The following is a 13,644-nucleotide window of genomic DNA, read 5'->3' as shown; positions in this document are numbered from 1 at the left end:
CCGCTACGCCAAAAGCACCTCCTGAGTGGTCTTGACTCGGTCCAGCGCCACCAGGGTGCGAAACCACTCGACGTTGGGATTGTCGTGAAACAGCGCGTCGCAGATCTGTCCAAAGCGGCTCATGCTGGGCACCAGCAGCACCAGCATGAAATCCGCCTCGCCGGTCACGTAGTAGCACTGCTGGATTTCCGGGCCGGAAAAGCGCGCTTTCAGCGCCTCGAGGTCGGCGGTGTGGGTTCTGCTGGCGCGCACTTCCACGAACAAAGTGATCACCTGGCCGAGCTTGTCCGGGTCGAGTACCGCCACGCTTGCCTGGATGTAACCCTCTTTCTTGAGCCGCTGAATACGCCGCTGTACGGAGGCCGTCGAAAGATGCACGGCCTCGGCCAGCTCGCGAAGCGGCGTCTGGCAGTCGGCCTGTAGATGGTTGAGCAGGGATATATCGAAGTCGTCCAGCGCCATGCGTGTTACTCGGTGAGAAAATTTATCGTGGTAAGCCCTTAATTCGAGCGCCTTTATCGTAGCGCGTGCAATAAAGTATCGCGACACTTCAGGTCTCGGAACTCATCATGCAAACCGCCCCGGATACCGCCCTCGGCGTCGCCTTGAACGTCGCAGGGTCGATCTTTTTTGCTCTCATGTTCGCCTACGCGCCTTTGCTCCACGCCCTTGATGGCGGCGAGATCTACGGCTGGCGCATGCTGCTCACCTTTCCCTGCCTGACGCTTTTCATCCTGTGGCGGGGGTATGGCGGGCAAATCACGGCGCTGATTCGGCGCCTCGCGCGGGAGCGCCTTTTCTGGGCCACACGGCTGCTCGGCGCGGGGTTGCTCGGTGTCCAGCTCTGGCTTTTCATGTGGGCGCCGGGCAACGGCCAGGGTTTGGCGGTATCGCTTGGCTACTTTCTGATGCCGATCACCATGGTGTTGATCGGGCGGCTGGCCTTCGGTGACCGGCTTTCGCGTCTGCAAATATTGGCCAGCCTGCTTGCCCTGGCGGGAGCCACGAATCAGCTGCTGGTGTCTTCATCGCTGGCCTGGCCGACCCTCGTGGTGTGTCTGGGCTACCCGCTCTATTTCTGGCTGCGCCGGGCAACCCATACCAACCACCTGGGCGGGCTCTGGTTCGACATGCTGCTGGCGCTTCCGGTCAGCGTCCATTTCATCCTGAGCGGCGGCGAGGTGGTGGGTGCGCCTGGTATCGAGTCCTCCTCGTGGGTGCTGGGCCTTGGCCTGCTCAGCGCCCTGGCGCTGGTATGTCAGGCGCTTTCCGCGCCGCTTTTGAATCTGAGCCTGTTTGGCCTGCTGGTTTACGTGGAGCCGCTGTTGCTGTTTCTGGTCGCCCTTTGCCTGGGGGAGTCGGTCGGGCCCGGCGAATGGCCGACCTATATCGCCCTCTGGCTGGCCGTGGCGGTGCTTTGTCTCGAAGGCGGCCTCGGGTGGCGCAATCACCGGCGAGCGGCGCTGACGACGCAGTGACGCCATTATTAAAAATATTCACGTCACATCAAAAAAAGATCACTTTTTTTCAAGAGTGCGTTGGGCGAGGATGTTGGTATCGAACATGGCACTCCAACAGGGCAGACCCTCATGAGTACACTGACCGCCCCCTTTCGCGCCGACGTGGTCGGCAGTCTTTTGCGACCCGCTTCCATCAAGCAAGCCCGCCTCGAACGCCAGGCAGGCGAGCTGGATTCGAAGGCGTTGCGCGAGGTGGAAAACGATGCCATCGAACGCGCCGTAAAAAGCCAGTGCCAGTGCGGCCTGCACGTGGTGACCGACGGTGAGTTTCGCCGCGCCTGGTGGCATTTCGACTTCTTTGAAGGACTCGACGGCGTGGAAGGCGTTGATGCCGACCAGGGCATCCAGTTCAACGGCATCCAGACCAAATCGCGCAGCGTGAAGGTCACCGGCAAGCTCGGCTTCACGGATCATCCGATGCTCGAGGACTTCAAATACCTCGCCAGCATCAGTCACGGCGCAACGCCCAAGATGACCATCCCGAGCCCCAGCGTGCTGCACTTTAGAAGCGGGCGAGACGCGGTCAGTCGTGAGGTCTACCCGGCTATCGAGGACTTCTTCGCGGATCTCGCAAAGGTCTACCGGCAGATAATCCAAGCCTTTTATAACGCGGGCTGTCGCTATCTGCAGCTCGACGATACCGTCTGGGCATATCTGTGCTCCGATGCCCAGCGCCAGCTCGTCATCGAGCGCGGCGAGGACCCGGACGAGCTCGCCGGGATCTATGCCCGCACGCTCAACAAGGCGCTCGAGGGCAAGCCGTCTGATCTGGTGGTCGGCCTGCACGTCTGCCGCGGCAATTTCCGCTCGACCTGGATCTCCGAGGGCGGCTACGAACCGGTGGCCGAGCTTCTCTTCGGCTCGGTGAACGTCGATGCCTTCTTTCTGGAGTACGACTCCGACCGCGCCGGTGATTTCGCGCCGCTGCGCTTCATCAAACCCGGCCATCAGAAAGCGGTGCTGGGCCTTGTCACCACCAAGAGCGGCGAGCTCGAAGACCCGGACGCCATCAAGGCGCGTATTCATGAGGCGGCGCAGTACGTGCCGCTGGAGCAGCTCTGCCTGAGCACTCAGTGCGGTTTCGCCTCCACCGAGGAGGGCAACTCGCTCAGCGAGGACGAACAGCAGGCCAAGCTCGAGTTGGTGGTTCAAATCGCCCGGGACGTCTGGGGCGAATAGCGCCGCCTCTGGTCATATCCCCCTCCCTGAACCCCGCCGGCGTCCCTGCGTCGGCGGGTTTTTCTTGTTTTATGTGCCTCGATGTATTTACCTACCTATCGGTAGGTAGTATATTGCGCAGCCTCTCCAGCAGCGCATCACGAGGTTCGTTCAAATGGCACGTTCAAAGGCGACCCAGCGTATCGTCGAGGCGGCGGTGACGCACTTTGCCGCGGCAAACTACGACGGCGCCTCGCTCTCCGCCATCGCCGAGGCGGTGGGCATCCGCAAGGCGTCGCTCTACGCCCACTTTGCGTCCAAGGAGGCGCTCTTCATGGCGGCCTTCGAGGAGGCGCTGAGCAAGGAGCGCGCCTTCGTCGACGACTGCTTTGCCGACGAAAAAAGCCAGGCGCTGCCCGGTTCTGGCTACTGTCAGGCGCTGGTGCGCCGCTTCGGTGACGTCGCGCATCTGCGCTTTTTCCTGCGCGCAAGCTACATGTCGCCCGCCGCGCTCGCCGAGCCGATCGACGCGCTGCACGAAGCGTATCTGGCGCAGTTGAAAACCCTCTTTCTGGACAAGCTGTCGCGCTGGGAAAAGGCGACCGTCACGCCGACCTCGACCCAGGTAGCACGATTCGGTGAAACCTATCTCGGCATCGTCGACAGCCTCCAGGTCAAGCTGATCTACACCACCGCCGAGCTCGGCGAGCGCCGGTTGGCGGCGCTTTTGAGCACGTTCGAAGACTCACTGACCCACCACCTCTACACGAGCACGACGTCATGACCCAGCAAGCGACACACCGCATCCAGTCCATCGGGGCCGGGCTTCTCATTCTCCTGGCGCTGATCACCGCGCTGGACGCCATGGCCATCGACATGTACCTGCCGGGCATGCCGGATATCGCCGAGGATCTCGGGGTGTCTGCCGGCCATATTCAGCAGACCCTGGCGGTCTTTCTGATCGGCCTGGCGGTCGGCCAGGCCATCTACGGGCCGCTGCTGGACCGCTTCGGCCGCCGCTGGCCGCTGCTGATCGGCCTTCTGGTCTTCATCGGCGGCTCGATTCTCGCAGCGCTGGCCCACTCCTTCGAGACGCTGATGGCCGCGCGCTTTCTGCAGGCCCTTGGCGCCTCGGCAGGGCTGGTGGCGCCGCGGGCGATCATCGACGACGTCTACGAACTCAAGGAGTCGGCGCAGAAGTTCTCCATTCTCATGCAGGTGATGATGGTCGCGCCGATCGTTGCCCCCGTGCTGGGCGGGCTGATCCTGCTCTACGCCGAGTGGCACACGATCTTCTGGACCATGGCGGCGCTTGCCTTGATCACGCTGGTGTGGGGGCTTGTCAGCGTGCCGGATACGCTTGCCCCGGAGCAGCGCGTGGCACTCAGCGCGGCGAGCATCGTGAAAGGCTACGCAAGGCTTTTCGTACAGCCGGTGTTCATGCTCTACAGCGTGGCAAGCGGACTGGTGCTGGGGGCGTTCTTCTCCTATATCAGCGGCTCGTCGTTCGTGTTCATGGAGCACTTCGGGCTCGATTCCACCCAGTACAGCCAGCTCTTCGCCGCCAACTCCGTGGGCCTGGTGGTCGGCGGGGCAGTCAGTAACGCGCTCATCAAGCGCGGCTGGTCGACGTTTCGCGTCATGATGGCGGGAACCGCGATCTACACCCTGGCCGGAGCGGCGCTCTGGGGCGTCAATACGCTCGGCGCGCCGACGCTCGTCACCTACGGTCTGATTCTGGGACTCGCGATCGCCTCGCTCGGTATGGTGTTCGGTAACGTGATGGCGCTGATCATGAACGCGGCGGATTCCCCCGCCGGCGTGGCCTCGGCACTGATGGGCGTACTTCAGTACCTGCTCTCCGCCGTGGTCGGCTTCGTGGTCAGCCTGACTACCGTCAATCCCGCGCAGCTGCCTGCGACTATCGCCATTTGCGGGGCGCTGGGGCTGGTGCTTTGCTGGATGGCGAGCGCCCGGGAAGAGCGTACCGTTTACCCGGCCTCTGAATCCGTCTGAAAACGGCAAATTCAACTGACGGCGAGGAGCCAACGATGAGTGATACAGGACGCGCCGTGGTGATCGGCGCTTCACGCGGCATCGGCCTGGGGCTTGCGGGCGAGTTTCTGACCCGGGGGTGGCAGGTCACGGCCACCGCCCGGGAGGGCGCGGATAACGAGGCGCTCAAGGCGCTCGGCGAACGTCATGGGGATCGCCTTGCGATCCGGTCGGTGGAGCTTGCCGACCTGAGCGGCGTCGAGCAGCTTGCCGATCACGCGCCCATCGATGCGCTCGTGATCGTGGCGGGCATCATGGGGCCTTCGCACCAGCGCGCCGAGCAGGCCACGCCGGCGGAGCTGGGCGCGCTTTTCTGGACCAACGCCGCCGCCCCCATCGCCCTGGCGCGCCGGCTGCTGTCCGCCGTGCGTCGCGGGGGAAGCGTTGTCTTTATCAGCTCGCGCATGGGAAGCGTAACGCTCAACGAGGAGGGCGACCGCGAACTTTACCGGGCCAGCAAGGCGGCGCTCAATAGTCTCTCTCGAGGGTTGGCCTGCCACGAGGCACGCGCTGCCGGCGTCGGCGTACTCAATCTTCATCCGGGCTGGGTGAAAACCGACATGGGCGGCGACGATGCGCCGGTCACCGTCGAGCAGAGCGCCTCGGGCATCGTCGATGTAGTGAGCGCTCACTTTAATAACCCCGGGCAGCGCTTTCTCGACTACACCGGGGCGCCGCTGGCCTGGTAAGACTCGGATCGATTCGGCTATTTGCCGATACAGAAGCTGCCGAAGATCTCGCCGAGCAGGTCGTCGGCGCTGAACTCGCCGGTGATTTCGCCAAGCGAGGCTTGCGCGTCACGCAGGTCTTCGGCGAGTAGTTCGCCAGCGCCAAAGCCTTCCAGCTGGGCGCGGCCGTTGTCCAGGGCTTCCATGGCCCGGTCGAGCGCGTCCAGGTGGCGGCGGCGGGCGGAGAAGCGGCCTTCGGTGGTGGCGGCAAAGCCCATCACGTCCTTCAAATGCGCTTTCAGGTTATCCACACCCGCCCCGGTTTTCGCCGACAGGCGCAGCGTCGGGGTGGGTGTGGATAAGTCGATGCCCGCCGCTTCCTCGCTTTCATCGATCTTGTTGCGCACCAGCGTCAGCCGCGTTCGATCCGGCAGGCGCTCGACGAACTCCGGCCAGATTGCCATCGGGTCCGTGGCATCGGTGGTCGCGGCGTCGACCATCAGCAGTACCCGGTCGGCACGCTCGATCTCCTCCCAGGCGCGGGCCACGCCGATCTTCTCCACCGCATCCGGCGTATCGCGCAAACCCGCGGTGTCGATGATGTGCAGCGGCATGCCGTCGATATGGATGTACTCGCGCAGCACGTCCCGGGTGGTGCCGGCGATGTCGGTGACGATGGCGGTGTCCTGCTCGGTCAGCGCGTTCAGAAGACTCGACTTGCCCGCGTTGGGGCGCCCGGCGATCACCACGCTCATGCCTTCGCGCAGCAGCGCCCCCTGGCCTGCCGCCCGGCGTACTTCACCAAGCGCCTGCTGAACGCCGGTGAGGTGGGTGGCCACGTGGCCGTCGGCGAGAAAGTCGATCTCCTCTTCCGGGAAGTCGATGGCGGCTTCCACGTACACACGCAGCTCGATGAGTCGGGTGACCAGCGCCGAGACACGGTTCGAAAACTCGCCCTGCAGCGAGCGCACGGCGTTTTCCGCCGCCGAGCGGGAGGTAGCGTCGATCAGATCGGCAATCGCTTCGGCCTGGGCGAGGTCGAGCTTGTCGTTGAGAAACGCCCGCTCGGAGAACTCGCCGGGACGGGCCAGGCGCGCGCCGAGCGCAACGCAGCGCTCGAGCAGCATGTCCATGATGATCGGGCCGCCGTGGCCCTGAAGCTCCAGCACGTCCTCGCCGGTAAAGGAGTTCGGGCCTTCGAAGAGCAGCGCGATCCCTTCGTCGATCGTGCCGCTCTCGCCGTGAAACGGCCCGTAGTGGGCGTAGCGCGGCGCCGGGCAGTGGCCGAGTACCGCGTCGGCAATCGCGCGGCAGGCGGGCCCCGAGACACGAATGATGCCCACACCGCCACGCCCGGGCGGGGTCGCCAGTGCCGTGATCGTATCCTGGGTATAAAGTCGTTCAGCCATGGCGCGCCTCTTTGATGGATCGATACATTGTGAATTTGTCGCCTATAAAACGCCAGACCCCCGCACGAAGGCGGGGGTCTGGTAGCGCAAGCGGAAGATTACTTGGTTCGTAATCCCTTGCCGACGCTTGGGTCGTTCTCGATGCGCTTGGTAATGAAGTACTGCTGCGCTACCGAGATGATGTTGTTGACCACCCAGTAGATGACCAGACCCGCCGGGAACCACAGGAAGAAGAAGGTGAAGATGATCGGCAGCATCTTCATGATCTTCGCCTGCATCGGGTCCGGCGGTGTCGGGTTGAGCATCTGCTGCACGAACATCGACACACCCATCAGAATCGGCAGGATGAAGTACGGGTCCTTGATCGACAGATCCTGGATCCAGAAGATGAACGGCGCGTGGCGAAGCTCCACGGACTCCAGAAGCATCCAGTACAGCGCGATGAACACCGGCATCTGGATGACGATCGGCAGACAGCCGCCGAGCGGATTGATCTTCTCCTTCTGGTAGAACTTCATCATCTCCTGAGACATCTTCTGGCGATCATCGCCATACATCTCCTTGAGACGCTGCATTTCCGGACCGAGCTTGCGCATCCGTGCCATCGACTTGTAGGCCTTGGCAGAGAGCGGGAAGAGAGCGGCCTTGACCAGCACGGTCAAAAGCACGATCGACCAGCCCCAGTTGCCCACGATGTCGTGGATCTTGTCCAGCAGCCAGAACAGCGGGTTGGCGATGAACCACAGCCAGCCGTAATCCACGGTCAGGCGCAGGTTGGGGGCTACCTGTTCCAGGTAGTCCTGAACCTTGGGACCCATGTAGAGCGTGGCGCCCAGCGTGGCTTCGCCTTCGGCGGCAATGGTGCTGGTCGGGCCGGCAAAGGCTACGACGTTACGATCGCTTGAATCGGTAGTGACGTAGTAGAGGTTCTGCTGATCCTGGGCCGGTGCCCAGGCAGAGACGAAGTAGTGCTGGATGATCGCGATCCAGCCGCCCTGCGCTTCGCGGTTTTCGAAGTTACGATTTTGAATGTCTTCAAAATCGATCTTTTCGTAACGCGCCTCCGGCGTGGAGTAGGCCGCCCCGATATAGGACTTCATGCCCAGGGCAACGCCGCTGGACGGATCGGGGCTATTGTCGCGTGCCAGCTGGCCGATAAAACGTGCGCTGACCGGCGCATCGGTGTTGTTGGCGACATAGTAATTCACGCCCACCGCGTAGCTGTCACGCTCGAAAGTCAGTCGCTTGATTACCTCGACACCGTTGACCTCAGCGCGCAGGTCGACATTCAGTTGATCCTGATCATCGGCCAGGCGGTAGGCATTGCTTTCCGGCGTGAAGGCGATACGGCTTGCCTGACCGTCCAGCTGCAGGCCGGAACGTGCGACGTAGCTGCGCGTGGCATTGTCCGAAAGCAGTACGTAGTTGCGTTCGGTATCCAGCGTCATCTTGTGCTGGGGCAGGGCAGCGTAGACGATATCGCCACCTTGCGGATCGATGCGCACGTCGAGAACGTCGGTAGTGACGGCGATGAAGTCGCGGCTCGAGGTTCCGCTTTGCGTATCGTCAGCCAGGCCATCACCTACCGCACCGCTTGGTGCAGACGTTGAAGGAACCGCCAGGTCATCATCGTTTTGTGCATTGCCCAAAGGGGCATTGCTGCTGCTTTGGGTTATTTCAGGCGTCGAGTCGTAATCTGTCGGCCCATAATCCTGATTCCACTGGATGACCAGCAGATAGGCAAGTACTGCCAGTGGAATCAGTAGGAGAAGTCGTTTTACGTCCATGAGGGGTCTGCCCGCTGGGTGATGAACATGCTATGGCGCAGTGTCATTTACTCGACCCATGACACACGAAAGCCTGCCGGGCGGCAGGCCGAGGTCGAGCGGCGAGGTGTGGCGTCAAGCGTCACGTGTCACGCCATCAAGCGGCGGTGATGCTGGTACCGTTTGGGCGTCACGCTGAAGGCGTTTCCACATGCCGTGTAGCTGGCGGCTAAGCGTTTCGTTATCGATGTCCTGCGCACCGCGCTTGGCCAATATCACGATATCCATGGAGGGAAGGTGATGCTGACGAAGTCTGGCGGACTCACGAACAAGACGCTTGAAGCGGTTTCGATCTACAGCGCGCTTTACATTTTTCTTGCCTACCACCAGTCCAAAGCGGGGATAACCCCGGGTACTCATGCGCGCCAGCGCCATCAACCCTTTGCCATGCACTTTGAGGTCGGCTTGCTCAAACACGTGACTGAAATCCCCGGCGTTCAAAAGGCGTAAACACCGGGGAAAGCCTTGATGCGGCACACGCAATCCGAGATCAGGCGCTCAGACGCTTGCGGCCTTTCGCACGACGGCGCGAGATAACGGCGCGGCCGTTCTTGGTTGCCATGCGAGCACGGAAGCCATGCGTGCGCTTGCGTTTGAGAACGCTGGGTTGAAAAGTGCGTTTCATAACTCGTAATTCCCACGTGGTTTAGGACGGATGTGAATCCAAAAGACCCGGTCCAGTGAGGAAACTAGCCGGGGAGTTTCAATTCAAGACCGGAAATTGTAGAGACTTCCCGCCTCGGGTGCAATTTTTCCTTGCATAAAAACCAGCAAAAAGGCAATGGGCCAAACCCGGATTACCCACCACCGTTTCTTCCACTGACCACTACTATTACTAGTTAAGGTTTTTAAATGATGTTGTTATTAATAGTGGGGATACTATTTGTGGATAAGTGATTATTCATTTTATTTATCAAATTATTAAAAATATAAAAACAGTGTGCATAAGTGCCGGATAACCGGTAGGTAAACTGTGAATTTGATGTGTGCAGGGATGTCTGGATACGCGAATACAGGTGCTGTCCCCATCTCGTTACCCGGTTTTCCCATGTGCTCACGATAAGTTGTCCACAGGCAGAAATCGTCGCCAAACCCGTGTGGATAACCGGGGCGTAGGGCGCTACAATGGTCGGCCGTTTTCAACCGATGGTGAGATGAGTGTCACTCGCGCTTTGGCAACAGTGTCTGGACTACCTGCAGGACGAATTGAATTCCCAGCAATTCAATACCTGGATACGTCCGCTGCAGGCAGAAGAAGGAGAGTCCAACGAGCTGCGCCTACTGGCGCCTAATCGCTTTGTGCGCGACTGGGTGAGTGACAAGTACGCCAAGCGAATCAGCGAACTGATCCGCGAGCTTGCGCCCTCCAAGCCTCCCAAGGTGAGCTTGACCGTGGGCAGCCGTCGGCCGGCTACCCCGGCGCCGGCGCCACGCGATCTGGGTAACCCGGTATCGGCATCGCCCGAGGCGCCCGCCGTACACACGCCGGCGCGCGGCGATATTGCCGATGAGCGTGAGATCGACCAGCTGCGCGAGCGTGAAGAAGCGCCACGGCGGCGCAACAACGAGCGCCAGGTTCAGGTAGAGGGCAGCCTCAAGCACGGCAGTGGGCTCAATACCAATTTCACCTTTGATACCTTCGTGGAGGGCAAGTCCAACCAGCTGGCTCGCGCTGCCTCGCGCCAGGTGTCGGAAAACCCGGGCGGAGCCTATAACCCGCTGTTCCTGTACGGCGGGGTCGGCCTGGGCAAGACCCACCTGATGCATGCGGTCGGCAACGCACTGGCGAGCCGCCGGGATAACGCCCGCGTGGTGTATCTGCACTCCGAGCGCTTCGTGGCCGACATGGTCAAGGCGCTTCAGCTGAACGCGATCAACGATTTCAAGCGCTTCTATCGCAGTGTCGACGCGTTATTGATCGATGACATCCAGTTCTTTGCTGGCAAGGAGCGCTCGCAGGAGGAGTTTTTCCATACCTTCAACGCGCTTCTGGAAGGTGGTCAGCAGATGATCCTTACCTCCGACCGCTACCCCAAGGAGATCAGTGGCGTAGAGGAGCGTCTCAAGTCGCGCTTCGGTTGGGGGCTGACGGTGGCCATCGAGCCGCCCGAGCTTGAAACCCGCGTGGCCATCTTGATGAAAAAAGCCGACCAAGCTAAGGTCGAGCTGCCTCATGATGCGGCGTTCTTTATCGCCCAGAAGATACGTTCCAATGTTCGTGAACTGGAAGGCGCGCTCAAGAAGGTCATCGCCGACTCCCACTTCATGGGCAAGCCGATCAACCAGGACTTCATTCGCGAATCGTTGAAGGACCTGCTTGCGCTTCAGGACAAGCAGGTGGGTGTGGACAACATCCAGCGCACGGTCGCCGAGTACTACAAGATCAAGGTGGCGGATCTGCTCTCCAAGCGCCGTTCGCGCTCGGTGGCAAGGCCCCGTCAGGTGGCCATGGCGCTGGCCAAGGAGCTGACCAACCACAGCCTGCCCGAAATCGGCGACGCCTTTGGCGGCCGAGACCATACAACGGTGCTTCACGCCTGCCGCAAGGTGAAGGCGCTGCAAGAGGAGAGCGCGGACATTCGCGAGGATTACAAGAATCTGCTGCGCCTATTAACCAGCTAACCATCCAAGGGATAGGCCTGCCGACTGCAGGTTTTCAGGATATATACCGGAGTGTTGATGAAATTTTCAATTTCCCGAGAAGCGTTGCTACGTCCGCTGACTCTGGTGGCGGGTGTGGTCGAGCGGCGCCAGACGCTGCCTGTACTTTCCAACGTACTCATACAGGTAGAGGACGACCAGGTGTCGCTGACCGGCACCGATCTCGAAGTCGAGCTTATCGGCCGTACCGTGGCAAGCCAGGTCGATCAGGCCGGTGGCGCTACCGTGCCTGCCCGCAAGCTGATGGATATCTGTAAATCGCTGCCCGATCAATCGGAAATTCACCTGGCAGTCGAAGAGGGACGCGCCGTCCTGCGCAGCGGCCGCTCGCGGTTCACGCTCTCTACGCTGCCGGTTGCAGAGTTTCCCAATATCGAAGATGGCGATGGCAGCCATGAGCTCAGCGTTCCCCGTGGAACCCTGAAGCATTTGATCGAGGCCACGTCGTTTGCCATGGCGCAACAGGACGTCCGTTACTATCTGAACGGCATGCTGCTGGAAATTCAGAGCAATCTGCTGCGTACGGTGGCAACCGACGGCCACCGTCTGGCCATGTGTTCGCGACCGGTGGAAGTGGCCGTCAGTCAGTCACAGAAGCTTATCGTGCCGCGCAAGGGCATCATGGAGCTGTCACGCCTGCTGGATGACAGCGACGAGCCGGTGAGCCTGACGCTGGGTTCGACCCACGTGCGCGCTCACACCGGTGACTTTACCTTTACCTCCAAGCTGATCGACGGCAAGTTCCCCGATTACGAGCGCGTGGTGCCACGCAACGGCGACAAGGTGCTGATTGCCGAGCGCGCCGAGCTGCGGCAGGTGCTCTCGCGTACGGCGATCCTCTCCAACGAGAAGTACCGCGGCGTGCGCCTTTATCTTGAAGAGGGCAACCTCAAGGTAATGGCGAACAACCCCGAGCAGGAAGAGGCCGAAGAGAACGTGGCGGTCGAATACAATGGCTCGGCGATGGAAGTGGGCTTCAACGTGGGCTATCTGGTCGATGTGCTGTCGGTGCTCAATGAGGACCGGGTGCAGATGACCCTGGCCGACCCTAACAGCAGCGCGCTGCTCGAAGAGCCAGGCGGCGGCGATGCCCTGTACGTCGTCATGCCCATGCGTCTGTAACGCATTGCCGAATCACTGTCGAGCAAGGGCGGCGCTTCTGGCAGCAGAAGCGCCGCCTTGTCTTATGGCGTGGCTGCGATTATCACCTGCGAGTTGTCATGAGCCTGAATCAGCTTAATTTCCAGGGCTTGCGGAACCTGGTGCCGCTCGAAATGCGTCCCTCTCCCGGCATCAACATTATCAGCGGGCCCAACGGCAGCGGCAAGACCAGCCTGCTCGAGGGTATCCATGTGCTGGGAATGGGGCGTTCGTTTCGTACCCGCCAGCTCAAGAATGCCATCCAGGCCGATATGCCGCATATGACGCTCTACGGTCGCCTCGCTGGCGAGCCGGAGGTGAGCATCGGCGTGCGACGTCTGAGGGCACAGCGCGAGCTGGAGCTGCGTTTACGGGGCGACAAGGAGGTACGCCTGGCCGAGCTTGTGGAGGCCATGCCGCTTCAGTTGATCAACCCCGACGCATTTCGGCTTCTGGAAGGCTCGCCCGCCGGTCGGCGCGAGTTTTTCGATTGGGGTGTGTTTCACGTGAAACATGACTTTCTTGACGCCTGGAAGCGCACTCGGCGTGCAGTGAAACATCGGAATGCGCTTCTCAGGCGTGGTAGAATGGATCCTCAGGAAATGACTGCCTGGGAGCAGGAGCTGGCGCTGTGGGGAGGCATTGTCGATAAGCTGCGCCTTGAATGGTTCACTGAATTTCTACCCGTATTCGAAGAGACGCTGGAAGTACTGCTTCCGCTGCCCGGTTTGAAGCTTGGCTATGCGCGAGGCTGGGACAGGCAGCGCGACCTTTCAGAGGTACTGGAGGGCAGCCGACTCACGGATCAGCAAATGGGGTTTACCCAGCAGGGCCCACAACGAGCCGATCTGCGCATAAGGCTCAACAAGCAGCCCGCGGTTGAGGTGCTTTCCAGAGGCCAGCAAAAGCTGGTGGTCAGCGCATTGAAGCTCGCCCAGGGGCGGTTTCTGGAAAGAACGGCACAGCGGCACTGCATCTATCTGATCGATGACCTGCCGGCCGAACTGGACGCGCAGCATCAACAGCGCTTTTGTCAGTTGCTTGAAGAGATGCAGTGCCAGGCATTTATTACCAGCGTTGAACCCACTGCACTACAACGCACATGGCAACCCGCGACGGCAGTGAGCATGTTTCACGTGAAACATGACGATCAAGGGTTCGGTCAGTTGATGCAGAGCGGGTAAACGACACGGAACGAGACAGACTT

General features: G+C 61.0%; 13 protein-coding genes. 8 read left to right on the top strand and 5 right to left on the bottom strand.

Translation table 11 applies throughout. The annotated features are described in order from the left end of the window. Positions 1 to 3: 3 nt before the first annotated feature. Entirely contained in the window at positions 4 to 462 is a 459-nt protein-coding gene (locus HW452_RS07805) for an Lrp/AsnC family transcriptional regulator (protein ID WP_224105545.1), read from the bottom strand. Positions 463 to 569: 107 nt separating this feature from the next. Here HW452_RS07805 and rarD point away from each other — a divergent pair, with 107 nt between their 5' ends. The 5 genes from rarD to HW452_RS07780 all read left to right on the top strand — a co-directional run bounded on the left by rarD (position 570) and on the right by HW452_RS07780 (position 5,422). After that, complete coding sequence (gene rarD, locus HW452_RS07800) at positions 570 to 1,478, top strand: EamA family transporter RarD (protein ID WP_224105544.1); 909 nt, start codon at positions 570 to 572, stop codon at positions 1,476 to 1,478. Between the two features lie 111 nt (positions 1,479 to 1,589). After that, complete coding sequence (locus HW452_RS07795; protein ID WP_224105543.1) at positions 1,590 to 2,699, top strand: cobalamin-independent methionine synthase II family protein; 1,110 nt, start codon at positions 1,590 to 1,592, stop codon at positions 2,697 to 2,699. 154 nt (positions 2,700 to 2,853) lie between these two features. Next, on the top strand, positions 2,854 to 3,462 hold the full coding sequence (locus HW452_RS07790; RefSeq protein WP_224105542.1) for a TetR/AcrR family transcriptional regulator: 609 nt from the start codon (positions 2,854 to 2,856) through the stop codon (positions 3,460 to 3,462). Next, positions 3,459 to 4,694, top strand: coding sequence for a multidrug effflux MFS transporter (locus tag HW452_RS07785; protein ID WP_224105541.1), 1,236 nt, complete (start codon positions 3,459 to 3,461; stop codon positions 4,692 to 4,694). Before HW452_RS07790 ends, HW452_RS07785 begins: the two co-directional genes overlap by 4 nt. A 35-nt stretch (positions 4,695 to 4,729) precedes the next feature. Next, entirely contained in the window at positions 4,730 to 5,422 is a 693-nt protein-coding gene (locus HW452_RS07780) for an SDR family oxidoreductase (RefSeq protein ID WP_224105540.1), read from the top strand. A 17-nt stretch (positions 5,423 to 5,439) separates the two neighbouring features. On the opposite strand, the gene mnmE is transcribed toward HW452_RS07780, so the two are convergent. From mnmE to rpmH, 4 genes are all read right to left on the bottom strand, one after another. Continuing rightward, a complete protein-coding gene (mnmE, locus tag HW452_RS07775) occupies positions 5,440 to 6,810 on the bottom strand; it encodes a tRNA uridine-5-carboxymethylaminomethyl(34) synthesis GTPase MnmE (protein WP_224105539.1) in 1,371 nt (456 codons plus the stop codon). A gap of 98 nt (positions 6,811 to 6,908) precedes the next feature. Beyond that, positions 6,909 to 8,597 carry a membrane protein insertase YidC gene (gene yidC / locus HW452_RS07770; RefSeq protein ID WP_224105538.1) on the bottom strand — a complete coding sequence of 563 codons (1,689 nt, stop codon included), beginning with the start codon at positions 8,595 to 8,597 and terminating at the stop codon, positions 6,909 to 6,911. 114 nt (positions 8,598 to 8,711) lie between these two features. Continuing rightward, complete coding sequence (rnpA, locus tag HW452_RS07765) at positions 8,712 to 9,113, bottom strand: ribonuclease P protein component (RefSeq protein ID WP_224105537.1); 402 nt, start codon at positions 9,111 to 9,113, stop codon at positions 8,712 to 8,714. 13 nt (positions 9,114 to 9,126) lie between these two features. After that, on the bottom strand, positions 9,127 to 9,261 hold the full coding sequence (gene rpmH, locus HW452_RS07760) for a 50S ribosomal protein L34 (protein ID WP_087106981.1): 135 nt from the start codon (positions 9,259 to 9,261) through the stop codon (positions 9,127 to 9,129). A 533-nt stretch (positions 9,262 to 9,794) separates the two neighbouring features. Between rpmH and dnaA the strand changes: the two genes are divergently transcribed. From dnaA to recF, 3 genes are all read left to right on the top strand, one after another. Further along, positions 9,795 to 11,258: a chromosomal replication initiator protein DnaA gene (gene dnaA, locus HW452_RS07755; protein WP_224105536.1), complete on the top strand. Its 1,464-nt coding sequence runs from the start codon at positions 9,795 to 9,797 to the stop codon at positions 11,256 to 11,258. A 57-nt stretch (positions 11,259 to 11,315) separates the two neighbouring features. Continuing rightward, complete coding sequence (dnaN, locus tag HW452_RS07750) at positions 11,316 to 12,419, top strand: DNA polymerase III subunit beta (RefSeq protein WP_224105535.1); 1,104 nt, start codon at positions 11,316 to 11,318, stop codon at positions 12,417 to 12,419. 98 nt (positions 12,420 to 12,517) lie between these two features. Continuing rightward, positions 12,518 to 13,621 (top strand): DNA replication/repair protein RecF, encoded by a 1,104-nt coding sequence (recF, locus tag HW452_RS07745; protein WP_224105534.1) that lies wholly within the window; start codon positions 12,518 to 12,520, stop codon positions 13,619 to 13,621. The last annotated feature ends 23 nt before the right edge of the window (positions 13,622 to 13,644 follow it).

Source organism: Vreelandella aquamarina (assembly GCF_020075495.1).
Taxonomy (GTDB): domain Bacteria; phylum Pseudomonadota; class Gammaproteobacteria; order Pseudomonadales; family Halomonadaceae; genus Vreelandella; species Vreelandella aquamarina_A.
This window is presented reverse-complemented; position numbering and strand designations above follow the sequence as displayed.